The 18495-nt window shown below is 42.1% G+C and carries 14 protein-coding genes; 12 read left to right on the top strand and 2 right to left on the bottom strand.

Annotated features, from left to right (window positions below; all coding sequences use genetic code 11):
• Position 1 precedes the first annotated feature (1 nt).
• Positions 2 to 1090: a 3-isopropylmalate dehydrogenase gene (gene leuB / locus ACIPUA_RS13950; RefSeq protein ID WP_048607947.1), complete on the bottom strand. Its 1089-nt coding sequence runs from the start codon at positions 1088 to 1090 to the stop codon at positions 2 to 4.
• A gap of 2 nt (positions 1091 to 1092) precedes the next feature.
• A complete protein-coding gene (leuA, locus tag ACIPUA_RS13945; protein ID WP_071548286.1) occupies positions 1093 to 2670 on the bottom strand; it encodes a 2-isopropylmalate synthase in 1578 nt (525 codons plus the stop codon).
• Between the two features lie 901 nt (positions 2671 to 3571).
• Here leuA and leuO point away from each other — a divergent pair.
• The 12 genes from leuO to mraY all read left to right on the top strand — a co-directional run bounded on the left by leuO (position 3572) and on the right by mraY (position 18495).
• A complete protein-coding gene (leuO, locus tag ACIPUA_RS13940) occupies positions 3572 to 4540 on the top strand; it encodes a transcriptional regulator LeuO (protein ID WP_042845131.1) in 969 nt (322 codons plus the stop codon).
• A 342-nt stretch (positions 4541 to 4882) separates the two neighbouring features.
• Complete coding sequence (locus ACIPUA_RS13935; protein ID WP_449059797.1) at positions 4883 to 6715, top strand: AMP-dependent synthetase/ligase; 1833 nt, start codon at positions 4883 to 4885, stop codon at positions 6713 to 6715.
• A 341-nt stretch (positions 6716 to 7056) separates the two neighbouring features.
• The gene (ilvI, locus tag ACIPUA_RS13930) at positions 7057 to 8784 is read left to right on the top strand and encodes an acetolactate synthase 3 large subunit (protein WP_042845418.1); all 1728 of its coding nucleotides are present in this window, start codon (positions 7057 to 7059) and stop codon (positions 8782 to 8784) included.
• 2 nt (positions 8785 to 8786) lie between these two features.
• Positions 8787 to 9278 (top strand): acetolactate synthase small subunit, encoded by a 492-nt coding sequence (ilvN, locus tag ACIPUA_RS13925; protein WP_042845128.1) that lies wholly within the window; start codon positions 8787 to 8789, stop codon positions 9276 to 9278.
• A gap of 84 nt (positions 9279 to 9362) precedes the next feature.
• A complete protein-coding gene (cra, locus tag ACIPUA_RS13920) occupies positions 9363 to 10373 on the top strand; it encodes a catabolite repressor/activator (protein WP_042845417.1) in 1011 nt (336 codons plus the stop codon).
• A gap of 698 nt (positions 10374 to 11071) precedes the next feature.
• Positions 11072 to 11530: a division/cell wall cluster transcriptional repressor MraZ gene (mraZ, locus tag ACIPUA_RS13915; RefSeq protein WP_042845126.1), complete on the top strand. Its 459-nt coding sequence runs from the start codon at positions 11072 to 11074 to the stop codon at positions 11528 to 11530.
• Between the two features lie 2 nt (positions 11531 to 11532).
• The gene (rsmH, locus tag ACIPUA_RS13910; protein ID WP_042845125.1) at positions 11533 to 12486 is read left to right on the top strand and encodes a 16S rRNA (cytosine(1402)-N(4))-methyltransferase RsmH; all 954 of its coding nucleotides are present in this window, start codon (positions 11533 to 11535) and stop codon (positions 12484 to 12486) included.
• Positions 12486 to 12806, top strand: coding sequence for a cell division protein FtsL (gene ftsL / locus ACIPUA_RS13905; protein ID WP_048607944.1), 321 nt, complete (start codon positions 12486 to 12488; stop codon positions 12804 to 12806). Before rsmH ends, ftsL begins: the two co-directional genes overlap by 1 nt.
• Positions 12807 to 12817: 11 nt before the next feature.
• Positions 12818 to 14584 (top strand): peptidoglycan glycosyltransferase FtsI, encoded by a 1767-nt coding sequence (gene ftsI, locus ACIPUA_RS13900; protein ID WP_042845122.1) that lies wholly within the window; start codon positions 12818 to 12820, stop codon positions 14582 to 14584.
• Positions 14571 to 16058, top strand: a complete 1488-nt coding sequence (murE, locus tag ACIPUA_RS13895; protein WP_048607943.1) for a UDP-N-acetylmuramoyl-L-alanyl-D-glutamate--2,6-diaminopimelate ligase — start codon at positions 14571 to 14573, stop codon at positions 16056 to 16058. The genes ftsI and murE overlap by 14 nt, the downstream gene beginning before the upstream one ends.
• On the top strand, positions 16055 to 17419 hold the full coding sequence (gene murF, locus ACIPUA_RS13890; RefSeq protein ID WP_048607942.1) for a UDP-N-acetylmuramoyl-tripeptide--D-alanyl-D-alanine ligase: 1365 nt from the start codon (positions 16055 to 16057) through the stop codon (positions 17417 to 17419). The genes murE and murF overlap by 4 nt, the downstream gene beginning before the upstream one ends.
• Positions 17413 to 18495, top strand: coding sequence for a phospho-N-acetylmuramoyl-pentapeptide-transferase (gene mraY / locus ACIPUA_RS13885; protein WP_449059796.1), 1083 nt, complete (start codon positions 17413 to 17415; stop codon positions 18493 to 18495). The genes murF and mraY overlap by 7 nt, the downstream gene beginning before the upstream one ends.

Here is an 18495-nt window from a genome sequence, read left to right as displayed (position 1 = left end):
GTTACACCCCTTCTGCAATATAACGAGCAATGGTATCGCCCATTTCACTGGTACTAATTGATTTACCTGTACCAGCTAAATCTGATGTTCTATAGCCTTCTTCTAAGGCTTTATTGACTGCACGCTCAATAGCATCTGCAGCGTCAGCTTGGTCTAAGCTAAATCTTAACAGCATAGAGGCTGATAGGATCTGAGCAATTGGGTTTGCGATATTTTTCCCTGCAATATCGGGGGCAGAGCCGCCAGCAGGTTCATACAAACCAAACCCAGATTCATTCAAACTTGCAGAAGGTAACATACCCATAGAACCAGTGATCATGGCGCATTCATCAGAAATAATGTCGCCAAATAAGTTAGAACATAACACCACATCAAATTGTGAAGGTGCTTTAATCATTTGCATTGCCGCGTTATCGATATACATATGGCTGATTTCAATATCTGGGTATTCTTTTGCAATTTGATTAACGACTTCACGCCATAACACTGAACTTTGTAACACGTTAGCTTTATCAATAGAGGTCACTTTTTTATTTCGCTTACGAGCTGATTCAAATGCAATACGTGCGATACGCTCAATCTCATAGCGGTGATACACCTCGGTATCAAATGCATACTCTTCGCTGCCTTCACCTTTACGGCCCTTTGGTTGACCGAAGTAAATACCACCTGTTAATTCACGGACACAAAGGATATCGAAACCTTGGGCTGCGATATCAGCACGTAAAGGGCAGAATGCTTCCAGTGCCTGATATAAACGGGCAGGGCGTAAGTTGCTGAATAATTTAAAATGTTTACGTAAAGGTAATAACGCACCGCGTTCAGGTTGGCTATCGGGTGGTAAATGCTCCCATTTTGGTCCACCGACAGAGCCAAATAACACCGCATCTGCTTCTTCGCAACCTTGTACTGTTGCTTGTGGTAAAGGTTCTCCGTGTTTATCGATAGCCGCACCACCAACGTCATACTCTTTAGTATTAATAGTGATAGCAAAGCGTTTGCTAATGGCATCTAAAACTTTGTGTGCTTGCGCCATAACTTCAGGACCGATGCCATCACCCGGTAATACGGCAATTTTATAACTAGACATTGTTAAACAGCTTCCTTTGTGTTTGATTGTGATTCTTGGTTTATTTTTTGTTTTTCTATTTCGACTTGTTCTGAACGCCAAATGCTATTCAACACATGCACCATGGCTTTCGCTGAAGATTCGACGATATCTGTCGCTAACCCCATGCCGTGGAACTTACGGTTATGGCATTCAACCACGATATCCACTTGGCCTAATGCATTTTCACCGTGGCCTTTAGCTGATAACTGGTAAGATACTAATTTCATAGGGAATTTCGTGATGTTGCTGATGGCTTGGTAGATGGCATCAACGGGGCCATTGCCGGTTGCCGCTTCAGACTTCACTTCATCGCCACACTGCATTTTGACTGTTGCTGTTGCGACAATGCTAGAGCCTGATTGTGTACTGAAATAGTCCATCACGAAGTGGTCAGTTTCATCTTGTTGTTTCGTAAAGAAAGCTAAGGCTTCTAAGTCATAGTCAAAGACTTGACCTTTCTTATCGGCTAAATTCAAAAATGCAGTATATAATTCATCCAATTTGAAGTCTTTACCTTCGTGATACCCCATTTCTTCCATACGGTGTTTAACGGCAGCACGGCCTGAACGCGAGGTTAAATTCAATTGTTGTTCTTTTAAGCCGATAGACTCTGGCGTCATGATTTCGTAGGTTTCACGGTTTTTCAAGACACCGTCTTGGTGAATTCCTGATGAGTGAGCAAATGCGTTGCTACCTACAACCGCTTTATTGGCTGGGATTGGCGTATTACATAATTGGCTAACTAATTGGCTGGTACGGTAAATTTCTTTGTGATTAATATTGGTATGCACATTTAACATTTGTTCGCGCAATTTAATTGCCATAATCACTTCTTCTAATGCTGTGTTGCCAGCACGCTCGCCTAAGCCATTGATAGTCCCTTCAACTTGGCGGGCACCGGCTTGCACAGCACTGATTGAGTTAGCAACGGACATCCCTAAATCATCATGGCAATGAACAGAAATTACGGCTTTGTCGATATTGGGCACACGGTTATACAAATCAGTGATAATGCCGCCAAACTGGTAAGGCGTTGTGTAACCGACAGTATCTGGGATATTGATTGTCGTTGCACCTGCATTAATAGCCGTTTCTACAATGCGACATAAATTGTCAGGGTCAGTACGGCCCGCATCTTCACAGGAGAATTCAACGTCATCGGTATAGCGTCTAGCGCGCTTGATGGAATTGATTGCCATATCCATTATGCCATCAAAGGATTTATTTAATTTTTTCTCCATATGCAAATTGGAGGTGGCTAAGAAAATATGGATACGAAAGGCTTCGGCAACCTTTAATGACTCGGCTGCAACATCAATGTCATTTTCAATACAACGTGCTAATGCACAGATTCGGCTATTTTTAATTTCACGAGCGATGGTTTGGACTGACTCGAAATCACCTGGAGAGGAGACAGGGAAACCCGCTTCAATAACATCAACACCTAAACGCTCTAAGGCGAAGGCAATTTGTAATTTTTCTTTGACTGACAAGCTTGCCTGCAATGCCTGCTCACCGTCCCGTAAGGTGGTGTCGAAAATAATAACTTGGTTGCTCATATTGTGTTCCTCATCTCGAATTTTATTTTATTAAACCAATCGTTATGTTCTTTTAAAGCCGCAGGCATAAAAAAACCCGCGGGTTGCGCGGGTTCTTAATGTTTGTGGACAGTGTCTTGCTATTTTCCGTCCATAAGCATACCGCGCAAGTTTAATGCGAGTAGTAGTAGGCTTAGTAGGCGGATAGAAAACATCATTTTAAACTGTCTCTCTTGTGTTGCTTAATTAACTGTATTTATTGATACGTGATCTCATGGTTAATGTCAATCTTAGATTTTTCACATATTTTTACCAATCATGAATTACCTCTAAAAACTAGGGGTTGTGACTAAATTTTATAATTTATATGACGTTTTTACCTATATTTACTGGCTGAAATAAGGGTAAAATTCTTTTGGTGAAATAGTTGTGCGGATTGATTCATGTAATCTATTGTTTTTTAACTATTTCTTTGTTTTTGTATGTGGGTGATGGATTAAAAGAGGGAAATGAATCATGTTCACTGATGGTTTTCAATTAAATTAATTATCTAATAAATATATAATTAAAAAATAATCTGATAATGCGAATATTTCTTGAATTCACACACGATTTATTATGATTTCTTTCACAAATTGTTTTATTATTTTTACTGAGAGTGATTGTTCGCTTAATAAGTAACCATCATTCATTACTTTAGTGAATATTTACGTTTTAATAATGATATTTATACTGTGAATCTAATTAATGGGTAAAATAATATAAACGTCGTTTTAATAAATGCAGGGAAAGCGAAATGACTTATTATCTATAAGTTGTTTTAAACATAATATTTAATGAATTTATATATTCGTCGGTTTTTTCTCGATGAATGAGCCTTTTCATTAATGAAAAATGATAAATATATTTAGTGGAGTAAAAAATGACTGATTTTGATACGATTTTAACAGCCAAAAAAGACAATGGTGATATTCATTTGCGTAATGTTGATTTAAACTTATTAACGGTTTTTGATGTTGTCATGCAGATGCAAAACGTGACAAAAGCGGCTCAAGTTTTAGGGATGTCTCAACCCGCTGTAAGTAATGCGGTTTCTCGTTTAAAATCCATGTTTAATGATGAGCTGTTTGTTCGGTATGGTCGGGGTATTCAACCAACATCTCGTGCTAAACAGTTGTTTGGCCCCGTTAGGCAAGCGTTGCAGTTAGTACATAATGAATTACCTGGCGCGGGGTTTGACCCACAAGATAGCGAACGAATGTTTAATTTGTCTATTTGTTCTCCATTAGATATTCGCTTAGCTGCAATTATTGTCGCGAAATTTAAAATAGTATCACCTAATATTAATATTTTTATTCATTCATTTATGGATAACAACATTGCTCATCAATTAAAATATCAAGAAATAGATTTTTTCCTTGGCTATAGCCAATTCGAAAAACCCGAATATCAACAACAAATTTTATTTGATGATGAATTAGTATTAGTTGCATCAAACCATCACCCTCGTATTGGAAATACTATTTCTGCTATTGAAATAAACAATGAGCGTCATGCTATTGTTGCTATGGATAATATTGGCTCATTCAGTAAGCCTTATTATTATAATACTGAATTATCTGACAACGTGAGTTATCAAGGAACTGATTTAAACAGCGTGCTTAATATTGTTGCTCAAACTGATTTAGTGGCATTTGCACCAAAATGGTTGGTTGAACATTACTCAGGTCAATTCAAATTACGTTCGCTAACATTACCGTGGGAAAATAACACACGCCCTTGTTATTTAACGTGGCACGAGTCAACGGCAAGGGATAAAGGCCACCAATGGATGAAGTCTCAATTCAACCAAATGATTGCAGGGCTAACTGAGCAGGCGGCAGCGGCATAATTATTTTGGGCGTTAACTAAAGCTAGAGGAACAGACGTAATGGTTTTCAGTCAGTTGTCAGGGTGAGGCCAATGCAGCTAAAGGGTATTAACAAGCACGATTAATCTCCCTTCTAAAAACTACCTATAAAACAGAATAGGCACTACAACAGCATAACTAACTCATTATAGTGAGAACTATGATGAGTTTTGTAGTGCATATAACATTTGCAAAAAATTTACATATAAATGCTTTCCACGCTTCCCTTTAGTCGATACACTTCGAATATTCAGCTAACAGTTGTAAGCTGAAATTGTAAGATAGCTAAGTGCTTGTGAGCAAACCGAGCAACTTATATTGATAATGGCCGATAGGAAATTAACTTTGATTACTGAAAATCTATATCCATACCACTTGGTTAATCGCTTACGTAGCAGAATTAATGCACAAGAGTCAGCGAACCGGATAGCTTTCAGTCAATGGGATTGCGGGCAACAAAGCTCGTTAACATGGAGTGAGGTTGGTGAACGCATTTCTGCGATTTCTCGCCGCCTTTTGGCGTTACAAGTTGCAACGCAAGGTAATATTGGTCTCTTTGCTCATAACAGTATGGACTGGTCGCTTGTTGACTTTGCGGCTTTGCAAATTAGGGCGGTCACCGTTCCACTTTATGCAACCAGTAGCGTTGAGCAAGCAGCCTATATTGTTAATGATGCAAATATCAACATTCTTTTTGTTGGGGAAGACGTTCAATATCAGGTCGCTTGCCAGCTACCAGCACTTTGTCCACAGTTAAAAATGATTGTCGTGATGAATGAGAGCGTGGAGCTGATCAGTAGCTCCGTAGAAACGATGCATTTGTCGGCATTTATGTCTCAAGCTAAGCCTGAATTTCAAACTGAGTTAGATGCCCGTATTGCGGCGCATAATCTTAGTGATTTATTTACGATAATCTATACATCAGGGACCACTGGTGAGCCGAAGGGGGTCATGTTGGACTACTACAACATGGCGGCGCAATTGTACCTTCATGACCAACGGCTAAAATTAACAGCGGATGATATTTCTTTGAGCTTCTTGCCGCTTTCCCATGTGTTTGAGCGTGCTTGGAGCTTTTATGTGATGCACGTGGGGGCTTTAAATGTTTATCTAACCGATACCAACAATGTACGTGAAGCTCTCGCCGATGTTAAACCAACCGTCATGTGTGCGGTACCGCGTTTCTATGAAAAAGTGTATAGCGCGGTACAAAGTAAAGCGGCTAAACAACCGTGGTTACGCAGGGGGTTATTTAACTGGGCAATTTCGCTAGGTAAAAGCCGCGTCAATGCCATAGCAAAAGGTCGCCAACCTTCATTGTTTAACCGGGGTCTTTTCCCTCTCGCAGATAAACTAGTATTGAGTAAAATTCGTGCTGGTTTAGGTGGGCGAATTCGCTTTATGCCAGCAGCAGGTGCTCGTCTAGATGATGACGTGATTGCCTTTTTTCTTTCAGCAGGTGTCGATATCAAGTATGGATACGGCATGTCAGAAACCTGTGCCACGGTATCTTGCTGGGAAGAAGGTAAATACCCGTTAGGGTCTATTGGCACACCATTATCGGCAGTCTCTGTACGTATTGGTAAAGATGACGAAATTCAAGTCAAAGGTCCTGTCGTCATGAAAGGCTACTATAATCGGCCAATAGAGACCTTAGACACTTTTACATCTGATGGTTGGTTAAAAACTGGGGATGCAGGGAAAATCGATGCCCACGGTAACCTCTATATTACAGATAGACTGAAAGATTTAATGAAAACGTCTAACGGTAAGTATATTGCTCCACAAATGATTGAAGGCGTTTTAGGGCAAGACAAATTTATTGAACATATAGCCGTTATTGCTGATGCACGTAAATTTGTTTCTGCGCTGATCGTACCTTGCTATGACAGTTTGGAAGAGTACGCTAATTCAATTAATTTGAAATATCGTGACCGTTTAGAGCTCTTAAAAGACTCAAAAATTGTGGCGTTGTTTGAGTCCCGCTTAAAAGACTTACAAAAGAATGTAGAACATTTTCATCAAGTTAAACGTTTTACCTTATTACCGACTACTTTTACGATGGAACAAGGGGAATTAACCCCCACATTGAAGTTGCGCCGTAAAATTATTTCTGAGCGCTACCAATTAGAAATTGAAACTATGTATAAAGAATAATAGATATAGAAACTAAAGCCACTCAAGCTAACTTACTTGGGTGGCTTTTTTGTTTATGAACCTTGTGATTTTTGCAACTGACAATGCGAAGGGAAATTCCACTGTTTTTTTAGCTAAACTAGTCATTCAACCTCCTATTTTTTTCATATATAGTCAATCTACCTACCAACGACTGATGTTCAAGATTATCTGAAAGTTTAATGTACTTGGTGCTGAAAATGATGTTTGCTTCGTTTCAGCCGGAGCGATATGTTAATAGCACTAATTCACCTATTTTAATGATAAAAATAAAGGGGTAATTGATACCTCTTAACTTGCAAATAATGTCTGGGGGCAAACTCATGGAGATGTTGTCGGGAGCTGAAATGGTCGTCAAATCATTGATTGACCAAGGAGTAAAGCACGTGTTTGGTTATCCAGGCGGTGCAGTATTAGATATTTATGACGCACTTCACACTGTTGGTGGGGTAGAACATATTTTAGTGCGTCATGAACAGGCTGCGGTGCATATGGCAGACGGTTACGCTCGTTCAACAGGGGATGTCGGCGTGGTGCTTGTGACATCGGGTCCTGGTGCAACGAATGCAATCACAGGGATAGCGACAGCATATATGGACTCTGTTCCGATGGTCGTGTTATCAGGGCAGGTTGCTAGTTCGCTAATTGGCAATGATGCTTTCCAAGAATGCGATATGGTTGGGATTTCTCGTCCAATAGTTAAACACAGCTTTTTAATTAAAGATGCACAAGAGATCCCTGAAACAATCAAAAAAGCTTTTTATATTGCAGCCAGCGGTCGTCCGGGTCCGGTGGTCATTGATTTTCCAAAAGATACCGTTAATCCGGCTTTAAAATTTGCTTACCGTTATCCAGACAGTGTCTCTTTGCGTTCTTATAACCCAACGTTGCAAGGGCATAAAGGCCAAATAAAAAAAGCGCTATCTAAGCTAGTCGCAGCAAAAAAACCGGTTTTTTATATTGGTGGGGGTGCCATCAATGCAAATTGCTCCGCAGAAATTATTGAACTGGCTGAGAAACTGCAATTGCCGGTAGTATCCACACTAATGGGGTTAGGGGCTTTCCCTGAAACTCACCAGCAGTCTGTTGGTATGCTAGGTATGCATGGTACCTATGAAGCCAATAAGGTTATGCATAACTCGGATGTTATTTTTGCAGTTGGTGTGCGCTTTGATGACCGTACAACCAACAATTTAGAAAAATACTGTCCAAACGCGACGGTCATTCAAATTGATGTTGACCCAACGTCTATCTCAAAAACGGTTAATGCGGACATTCCTATTGTCGGAGATGCCAAATTAACACTAAAACAAATGCTGGGTCAGTTAGAGCAAACATCATCACAACAAGACAGCCAAGCGCTCAAAGATTGGTGGAAAGATATAGCGCAATGGCGTACTAAACAATGTTTGCGTTATGAAACTAACTCAACAAAAGTTAAGCCCCAGCAGGCGATTGAAATGATCTATCGTTTAACGAATGGGGAAGCCTATGTCACGTCTGATGTAGGGCAACATCAAATGTTTGCTGCATTATATTACCCTTTTGATAAACCACGTCATTGGATTAACTCAGGTGGCTTAGGCACGATGGGGTTTGGTTTGCCAGCTGCATTAGGGGTGAAATTAGCACACCCTAAATCAACGGTTATTTGTGTGACTGGCGATGGCAGCATCCAAATGAATATTCAAGAGCTTTCAACCGCGCTGCAATATGGTTTGCCAGTTGTCGTACTTAATTTAAATAACGGTTTCTTAGGCATGGTGAAACAATGGCAGGACATGATTTACCAAGGTCGCCATTCACAATCTTATATGGAATCATTACCTGACTTTATTAAGTTAGCAGAGGCTTATGGTCATGTGGGGATTTCAATCTCCTCACCTGATGAACTTGAAACCAAGTTGCAACAAGCCCTCGTTGAGGTGAACGAAAATCAACGGTTAGTATTTGTTGATATTAATATTGATGAAACTGAGCACGTCTATCCAATGCAAATCCGTGGTGGGGCAATGGATGAAATGTGGTTGAGCAAAACAGAGAGGACCTGATCATGCGTCGTATTTTATCCGTTTTATTAGAAAATGAATCAGGTGCTTTGTCCCGCGTCATAGGTCTGTTTTCTCAACGTGGTTATAATATTGAAAGCCTAACCGTCGCACCAACGGATGACCCAACCTTGTCACGGATGACCATCCAAACTAAAGGTGATGCAAAGGTGCTTGAGCAAATAGAAAAGCAATTGCATAAACTGGTTGATGTTTTGCGTGTCAGTGAGCTAACAGCGTCAGCACATATTGAACGCGAGGTCATGTTAGTGAAGCTACAAGCTTCCGGTTATGGGCGTGATGAAGTGAAACGTTGTGCTGATATTTTCCGTGGGCAAATCGTAGATGTGACTCCAACGCTTTATACCGTTCAGCTAGCGGGAACAAGCGAAAAACTCGATGCTTTTATCGAATCTGTACGCGGTGTTGCTGAAATTGTTGAAGTTGTGCGCTCAGGGATCGTCGGTGTTTCACGTGGTGATAAAATTATGCGATGAAAAATTTATCTTCCAAAGGTAGAATACTCGCGTTTAAGGCTCCGAATGACTCGGAGCTATTCCCAAAATTGTAAAGAGGTTAACGTGAAACTGGATGAGATAGCCCGTCTAGCGGGTGTTTCCCGCACAACGGCTAGTTATGTGATCAACGGCAAGGCCAAGCAGTATCGAGTCAGCGATAAAACTGTAGAAAAAGTGATGGCAGTCGTCAGAGAGCACAATTACCATCCAAATGCAGTCGCGGCGGGTTTACGTGCAGGTCGTACCCGTTCTATAGGGTTAGTGATCCCTGATCTGGAAAATACCAGCTATACCCGTATAGCGAACTACCTTGAAAGGCAGGCACGTCAGCGTGGTTACCAATTACTCATTGCGTGCTCAGAAGACCAACCAGACAACGAAATCCGCTGCGTTGAACACCTTCTGCAACGGCAAGTTGATGCCATTATTGTTTCAACGGCATTACCCCCAGAGCACCCGTTTTACCAGCGCTGGGCAAACCGTTCTTTACCTATTATTGCACTCGATAGAGCCCTTGAAAAAGAGCACTTTATTAGCGTAGTAGGGGATGACCAAGAAGATGCTTTCATGATTTCAGCAGAATTGCGTAAGTTTAAAGCTGAATCGGTATTGTATTTAGGGGCATTACCTGAGTTATCTGTCAGCTATTTGCGTGAGCAAGGTTTTCGTAAAGCATGGAACGAAGACCCTCGCCAAGTTGATTATTTATATGCAAATAGCTATGAACGGGATTCAGCAGCGGAAGTTTTTGCCCACTGGCTTGATAGTGGTAATGAAATGCCTGATGCGTTGTTCACGACGTCATTCTCCTTGCTACAAGGGGTACTTGATATTGCGCTTAAACGCAGCGGTCGTTTACCGGAACACATGGTCATTGCCACCTTTGGTGATAACGAACTGTTAGATTTTCTGGGGTGCCCTGTGCTTTCCCTAGCTCAGCGTCATAGAGACATAGCAGAACGTATCTTAGAGTTGGTATTAGCCAGCCTAGATGAAAAACAAAAACCGGAACCGGGTGTCACCCGTATTCGTCGTGATTTATGTCGTCGTGGAAGTTTAGGTCGTAAGCAATAATTACTCGCTTTAACTTTAGCCGAACAGTTAATTATTTATGCGATAATGAGTGATGTTAATCACAAAAATGAGTAAGATAACGGCCCCTACACAGTAGGGGCTTTTTTTTTATATGCAAAAATAGGTAAATATTTAACTTTAGGAATTATCTTAAAATATTTATTAACCATTTAACAGTGAAAGCTAAATTAGCGGATTAGAGTGAGAATTCGAGTCTGACTGTTTTATAAAAAATTAGTTTGTAAATCTTCTATAAATTAATACTGTTTATTAAAACAGTTATTTATTGGGTTGAAATATAATGGTTTTATTTTATTACAGGGGTGTTTTTGCTGTGATTATATATTAGTGGTTGTTTTAAGACCAAGTAAACCCAAAAAATTGGTGAGAGATGCACGGATTAAAAATAAAACATAGGTCAGACTTATAATAAATTGTTTGATTTTTAGTCAAATTATCATAATTTAGCTTATTTAGACTGTGTTCTATAAAATATGTCAATTATATCAATCTGTTATTTCTTATTTTCTTTCCTAGTAAGATTTTACCCGCCATTATTTTTTCTGAATTGTTCTGTAAATAAAGCTAAAGCTCAATCTGACTGGCTTGACAAGGTTTTCATACCATTCGTAAACTTTATATGTGGTGAATTGTGGGGTAAAGTGGGTGGCTTGGAAATAAAAGGGGTTTAATCGGGTATGTTTCGTGGGGCAACACTGGTTAATCTCGACAGCAAAGGGCGTTTAACCGTGCCTACTCGTTATCGAGGAATGCTGAACGAGGAATCAAAAGGGCAAATGGTTTGTACCATTGACCTTCACCAGCCATGCCTACTGCTTTATACCTTACCCGAATGGGAGATCATCGAAGAAAAACTTTCTCGGTTATCGACCATGAACATTGCAGAACGGCGCGTACAAAGGCTTTTGCTTGGCCATGCAAGTGAATGCCAAATGGACAATGCGGGGCGTCTTTTGTTAGCCAGTACATTGCGTCAACACGCAGGGCTAACCAAAGAGGTCATGTTGGTTGGCCAGATTAATAAATTTGAACTTTGGGATGAACAAACTTGGTATCAGCAAGTGGATGACGATATTGCCGCTGAACGCCTTACCAATGAACCACTTTCAGCCCGCTTACAGGATTTGTCACTATAACAATGACGCAACAGCAATTTAAGCACGTAACAGTATTATTGGATGAAGCCGTTAATGGCTTAAATATTCAGCCTAATGGGGTATACATCGACGGCACATTTGGTCGCGGTGGGCACTCCCGTCTGGTTTTAAGCCAACTGGGTGAACATGGTCGATTGATAGCCATTGACCGTGACCCAGAAGCCATAAAAGCAGCACAAAGTATTGATGACCCTCGTTTTATGATTAAACATGGGCCGTTTTCTGATATAGCAGCCTACGTAGAAGAAGAAGGTTTAGTGGGTAAAGTTGATGGGGTCTTGTTGGATTTAGGTGTTTCTTCGCCGCAATTAGATGACCCAGAAAGGGGGTTTTCCTTCATGCGTGATGGGCCATTAGACATGAGAATGGACCCAACGAAAGGCCAGTCAGCACAACAATGGCTGATGAACGCTGAGGCAGATGACATTGCTTGGGTACTTAAAACATTTGGTGAAGAGCGTTTTGCTAAGCGTATCGCAAGGGCGATCGTTGAACGTAATCACAATCCAGAAGAAGAGCCATTAACTCGTACGCGGCACCTTGCTGAATTAATTGCCAAAGTTAGTCCAATGAAAGACCGACATAAGCACCCAGCAACCCGCAGTTTTCAAGCGATTCGTATTTATATCAATAGCGAATTGGAAGAAATTGAACAGGCATTAGAGGGGGCGATGAATGTACTTGCTCCAAATGGGCGTTTATCTGTAATTAGTTTCCACTCTTTGGAAGATAGGCTAGTTAAACGATTCATTCGCAAAAATAGCAAAGGGCCTACTGTACCTGCGGGGATACCCCTCACGGAGAGTCAAATAAAGGAACTCGGTGCTGCGAAATTGCGCGACTTAGGGAAAATGAAGCCTTCAGATAGGGAAATAAACGAAAATCCACGCGCACGTAGCTCTGTGCTGCGTTTTGCAGAGAAGGCGGGGCAATAATGGTTCCTGAAAGGCACAGCCTAGCACGCGTGATTGGGCGCGATTTATTCCGTTATGGCGTTGTTCCTTTGATTTTATTAGCTGCAATTATTGTTAGTGCAATATTTGTGGTGACCACGGCACATGAGACACGTTTGTTAACTGCTGCGAAAGACAGGCTCTACGAAGAGAAAGACTCGCTAGATATTGAATGGCGCAATCTGATCCTTGAGGAAAATGCATTAGCGAGCCATAGCCGGATAGAACGTTTGTCTATTGATAAATTACAGATGGTACAAGTTGAACCATCACAAGAAAAAATTATTGTTTCTAAACAATAAAAAGGTCCCTAATGAAAGCACCGAAAACAGCGAAAAATAAGAAACAAGATGAAAGCACCAGCTTTATCCGCTGGCGTTTTATTTTGCTGTGTGGATGCATTGTCTTAGCGTTAGCTGGTTTATTGGCGCGTGTGGCTTATCTACAAATTATAGCGCCAGAAAAACTGGTAAAAGAAGGCGACATGCGCTCTTTGCGTGTGCAAGAAGTGGCAACCTCAAGAGGAATGATTAGTGACCGAGAAGGGCGCCAACTCGCCGTCAGTGTGCCTGTTAATGCAATTTGGGTTGACCCAAAAGAAGTGTTTGAAAAAGGGGGGATCAGCAATGATGAGCACTGGAAAGCACTCGCTGATGCACTTGAGATACCACTGGAACAAATTACCAACAAAATATCGGCCAATCCAAGAGGCCGTTTTGTGTATTTAGCGCGCCAAGTTAATCCATCTATCGGTGATTACGTTAAAAAATTAAAAATCCCAGGGATCTATTTACGTAAAGAATCCCGCCGCTATTACCCATCAGGCCCAGTTACCGCGCATTTGCTTGGTGTGACAAATATTGATGGTGAAGGGATTGAAGGGGTCGAAAAAAGCTTTGACCGTTGGTTAAAAGGGGCGCCGGGTGAGCGTACCGTGCGTAAAGACCGTAATGGACGCGTTATCGAAACTATCTCATCGGTTGATAGCCAAGCAGCTCATAACTTAACGTTGAGTATTGATGAGCGAATTCAGTCTATTGTATACCGTGAGTTAACTCGTGGTGTTCAACAAAATAAAGCCGAATCTGGTGTGGCAATTTTAGTGGATGTGCATACAGGGGAAATCTTAGCGATGGCTAACAGCCCATCCTACAACCCTAATAACCTTGCTGGTACACCAATGGATGCAATGCGTAATCGTGCTATTACCGATATTTTTGAACCGGGTTCGACCGTGAAACCAATGGTCGTAATGAGCGCGTTGCATAATAAAATTATTAAAGAAAACTCAGTGATAAATACTTATCCATATCGTGTTGGCGGTCATGAAATTAAAGACGTTGGGCGTTATGCAGAGTTAACAATCACTGGGATTTTACAGAAGTCGAGTAACGTTGGTGTTTCTAAACTGGCGTTAGCGATGCCTGCCACAGAGCTGGTGGATGTGTATAACCGCTTTGGGTTTGGCAAGCCGACTAATCTGGGGTTAGTCGGGGAAAGTAGTGGCATATTCCCAAGTAAAAAAACACGGTGGTCTGATCTTGAAAGGGCCACCTTTTCTTTTGGCTACGGGCAAATGGTAACTCCGTTACAGCTTGCGCGGGCCTATGCAACAATCGGTAGTTTTGGTATTTATCGCCCATTATCTATCACAAAGGTAGACCCTCCTGTTCCAGGGACTCGTGTATTTCCCGAGCCGATTATGCGAACAGTGGTTCATATGATGGAAAGCGTCGCTTTACCAGGCGGTGGTGGTGCAAGTGCAGCCATTAAAGGCTATCGCATTGCAATCAAAACAGGGACCGCGAAAAAAGTCGGTCCTGAAGGGCGTTACGTCGAAAAATATCTAGCCTACGCCGCTGGCGTTGCGCCAGCCAGTAATCCGCGTTATGCATTGGTGGTGTTAATTAACGAACCAAGTGCAGGCAAATATTATGGTGGTGCGGTATCTGCACCTATATTTGGTTCAATTATGGGCGGGGTCTTACGACTCATGAATATTGAACCTGATGCATTACAACCGAACGAACAAAACGAAATTGTGAATAGCAAAAAAGAGGTTAAAAGTGGCAGATCGTAATCTTTGTGATCTTCTCTCACCTTTTGGTGTGAGCATAGCTCCAGTCTCACTACGTGAGATGACACTAGACAGTCGAAAGGCTGCCTCGGGCGATCTGTTCATTGCTATAAAAGGTCATCAATCGGATGGTCGACACTATATTCCTCAAGCAATTGCTCAAGGAGTTTCCGCTGTTATTGCTGAGGCACAGGGAGAAGCGGCAGAAGGCGAAGTGCGTTTTATCCACGGCGTACCTGTTATTTATCTGCATGACCTTAATAATCGCTTGTCGGCACTTGCTGGTGAGTTTTACCAACATCCATCAACAAAAATGAAATTAGTTGGTGTTACTGGGACAAACGGTAAAACGACGACAACACAATTAATTGCGCAGTGGGCAAAAGGCTTAGGTGAAACCAGTGCCGTAATGGGAACTGTGGGTAATGGGCTATTAGGGCAGGTTACGCCAAGTGAAAACACCACTGGCTCAGCAGTTGATATCCAGCTTGAACTTACACAATTATTAAATAAAAAAGCGAGTTTAACCGCGATGGAAGTATCTTCACATGGCTTAATTCAAGGCCGTGTGGCTGCATTACAATTTGATGCGGCAGTATTTACCAACTTAAGCCGTGATCACCTTGATTATCATGGTGATATGGAAAATTACGAAGCCGCAAAATGGTTATTATTTTCTACTCATAATACAAAATCGCAAATCATTAATGCAGATGATGATGTCGGGTTGAAATGGTTACAGCGTTTACCTCAGGCCTGTGCGGTAACGATGGAAAATCGAATACCTAATGGTTGGCAGGGCCCATGGTTAGCTGCGACAGAGGTGGAATACCATGATAAAGGCGCGACGATCCACTTTGCTTCCTCGTGGGGGAATGGGGTGTTCGAAAGCCCATTAATGGGGGCTTTTAATGTCAGTAACTTATTAGTGGCGATGGCAACTTTATTAATGATGGATTACCCATTGGGCGAACTGATGGCGACAACATCCTCATTATCGCCAGTGTGTGGTCGCATGGAAGTATTTAGTGCACCTAACAAACCGACAGTGGTGGTTGATTATGCCCATACACCTGATGCCTTAGAAAAAGCATTAGCTGCGGCTCGTTTACACTGTAAAGGGCAACTCTGGTGCGTGTTTGGCTGTGGCGGCGACCGTGATAAAGGCAAGCGCCCACTAATGGGGGCTGCGGCGGAAGAATGGGCTGATAAAATAGTCATTACAGATGATAACCCTCGTAGTGAAGACCCGATTGACATTATTAATGACATTATGGCGGGTTTGTTAGATTCAAGCCGAGCATTAGCTATCCCTGGCCGTCCAGAGGCGGTGACCAGTACAATTTTGCAAGCCTCACCAGATGATGTGATTGTGATCGCGGGTAAAGGCCATGAAGACTACCAAATTATCGGCCAGCGAAAATTGGATTATTCAGACCGCTTAACGGTCGCAAGGTTATTGGGGGTAATCGCATGATCCCACTAACACTTGCACAATTAGCACAAATTACAGCTGGGCAGATTGAATGCACGGCAGATAACCAATTACAGCTAACCGCAGTGAGTACGGATAGCCGGAAAATTCCAGAAAACGGCTTGTTTATTGCTTTAAAAGGTGAGCGTTTCGATGCCCATGATTTTGCACAGCAGGTGGTTGAGGCGGGTGCAAAAGCCTTATTGGTAGCACGTAAACTGAATGTGGATTGCCCACAAGTCATCGTGAAAGATACTCGGATTGCTATGGGGCAACTGGCTGCGTGGGTACGTCAACAAAGCCGAGCGAAAGTTGTTGGCTTAACGGGCTCTTCTGGCAAGACGTCGGTGAAAGAAATGGTGGCGTCAATTTTGTCAGAGCGGGGCAAAACACTATATACCGCGGGTAATTTGAATAATGATATTGGTGTTCCGTTAACGTTATTTCGCTTGACTGACGAATACGATTTTGCCGTCATAGAAATGGGGGCCAATCACCCCAATGAGATTGCTTATACGACGAATATAGTGAAGCCTGAAGCGGCACTAGTGAATAATTTATTTGGGGCGCATTTAGCAGGTTTTGGTTCACCTGAAGGGGTTGCTAAGGCCAAAGGTGAAATTTATCAAGGTGTGGCAGAAGAAGGCACTGCGATTGTTAATCTTGATAGCTACAGTGATAAATGGCGGTTTCAGCCACGCCAGACGGTTTGGTATTATTCATTAGCGCCAGAAGCTAACGTGGATTTTTACCCTTCAGATATTCAAGTTAAGCAACTGACAACGGATTTTGTTTTACACACACCAGTGGGGCGTGCTGATATCACATTGCCACTTCCGGGGATGCATAATATTGCGAATGTCCTTGCTGCGAGTGCATTAGCCATTTCAGTGGGGGCTAGCCTTGAAAACATTAAAAATGGCTTGGCGAAAACTCAAGCTGTACCGGGGCGCTTATACCCTGTCAGTTTAGCTGAGCATAAAGTGGTTTTCGATGATACCTATAATGCAAATGATGGCTCAATGATTGCTGCTATTAATGTGCTAGCACAAATGCCGGGATATCGCATTCTGGTTGTCGGCGATATGGGCGAGCTAGGCGATTACGCTCACGATTGTCACCAACGTGTTGGTATCGCAGCTAAGCAAGCAGGTTTAGAAAAAGTATTAAGTGTTGGTGAACTGAGTGAGCTGATCAGCCAATTAAGTGAGTGCGGTGAACACTTCACCACCAAAACAGATTTATTGTCCCGACTAATTCCGCTAGCACAGCAGAATGATGTTGTTTCCATTTTAGTTAAAGGTTCACGCAGCTCCGCGATGGAAGATGTAGTGAATGCATTAAAGGAGTGCTTTGAATGTTAGTCTGGCTTGCCGAAATGTTGGTCCACAAGTTTTCCGTGTTGAACGTCTTTTCTTATTTGACGTTCAGAGCCATTGTCGGTTTGCTGACAGCACTCGCTATTGCTTTATGGATGGGTTCACATCTAATTACTTACTTGCAAAAAATGCAAATTGGTCAAGTCGTTCGTAGTGAAGGGCCTGAGTCACACTTTAGTAAACGCGGCACGCCAACCATGGGCGGCTTATTGATTTTATTCTCAATTACAGTTTCAACACTGTTATGGGCTCGCTTAGATAATCCGTATGTTTGGTGTGTATTACTGGTGTTAGTCGGCTACGGTATTGTTGGCTTTGTTGATGATTACCGCAAAGTGGTTCGTAAAGATACGCGGGGGTTAATCGCGCGTTGGAAATATTTCTGGCAATCCGTTATCGCATTAGTCGTTGCATTTTCAATGTACGCGATTGGTAAAGACACACCAGCAACACTGTTGGTTGTTCCATTCTTTAAAGATGTTATGCCGCAACTGGGTGTGCTGTATATTTTATTGACTTACTTTGTGATTGTCGGGACTAGCAACGCGGTTAACTTAACGGATGGCCTAGATGGCTTAGCGATTATGCCGACTGTTTTCGTTGCAGCTGGGTTTGCTTTAGTGGCATGGGCGACAGGTAACGTCAACTTTGCAGGTTATTTGCATATTCCATTTTTACCTCATGCAGGTGAATTGGTGATTGTGTGTACCGCCATTGTTGGCGCTGGCTTGGGCTTCTTGTGGTTTAACACCTATCCAGCACAAGTCTTTATGGGCGATGTTGGCTCATTAGCGCTTGGTGGTGCACTCGGTACCATTGCGGTGCTACTACGCCAAGAGTTTTTATTAGTGATTATGGGTGGTGTGTTTGTGGTTGAAACACTGTCGGTGATCTTACAAGTTGGTTCGTTTAAATTACGCGGTCAACGTATTTTCCGCATGGCACCAATTCACCACCATTATGAATTGAAAGGCTGGCCAGAGCCACGAGTGATCGTGCGCTTTTGGATTATTTCGTTAATGTTAGTCCTGATCGGGCTAGCAACCTTGAAGGTGCGTTAA

This window comes from Providencia sp. AGC89 (genome assembly GCF_053543535.1).
This window is presented reverse-complemented; position numbering and strand designations above follow the sequence as displayed.

Excerpts from the sequence above, each read along its gene's own strand:
- leuB (WP_048607947.1), bottom strand. The coding sequence starts at position 1,090 with ATGTCTAGTTATAAAATTGCCGTATTACCGGGTGATGGCATCGGTCCT.
- leuA (WP_071548286.1), bottom strand. The coding sequence starts at position 2,670 with ATGAGCAACCAAGTTATTATTTTCGACACCACCTTACGGGACGGTGAG.
- leuO (WP_042845131.1), top strand. The coding sequence starts at position 3,572 with ATGACTGATTTTGATACGATTTTAACAGCCAAAAAAGACAATGGTGAT.
- ACIPUA_RS13935 (WP_449059797.1), top strand. The coding sequence starts at position 4,883 with ATGGCCGATAGGAAATTAACTTTGATTACTGAAAATCTATATCCATAC.
- ilvI (WP_042845418.1), top strand. The coding sequence starts at position 7,057 with ATGGAGATGTTGTCGGGAGCTGAAATGGTCGTCAAATCATTGATTGAC.
- ilvN (WP_042845128.1), top strand. The coding sequence starts at position 8,787 with ATGCGTCGTATTTTATCCGTTTTATTAGAAAATGAATCAGGTGCTTTG.
- mraZ (WP_042845126.1), top strand. The coding sequence starts at position 11,072 with ATGTTTCGTGGGGCAACACTGGTTAATCTCGACAGCAAAGGGCGTTTA.
- rsmH (WP_042845125.1), top strand. The coding sequence starts at position 11,533 with ATGACGCAACAGCAATTTAAGCACGTAACAGTATTATTGGATGAAGCC.
- ftsL (WP_048607944.1), top strand. The coding sequence starts at position 12,486 with ATGGTTCCTGAAAGGCACAGCCTAGCACGCGTGATTGGGCGCGATTTA.
- ftsI (WP_042845122.1), top strand. The coding sequence starts at position 12,818 with ATGAAAGCACCGAAAACAGCGAAAAATAAGAAACAAGATGAAAGCACC.
- murF (WP_048607942.1), top strand. The coding sequence starts at position 16,055 with ATGATCCCACTAACACTTGCACAATTAGCACAAATTACAGCTGGGCAG.
- mraY (WP_449059796.1), top strand. The coding sequence starts at position 17,413 with ATGTTAGTCTGGCTTGCCGAAATGTTGGTCCACAAGTTTTCCGTGTTG.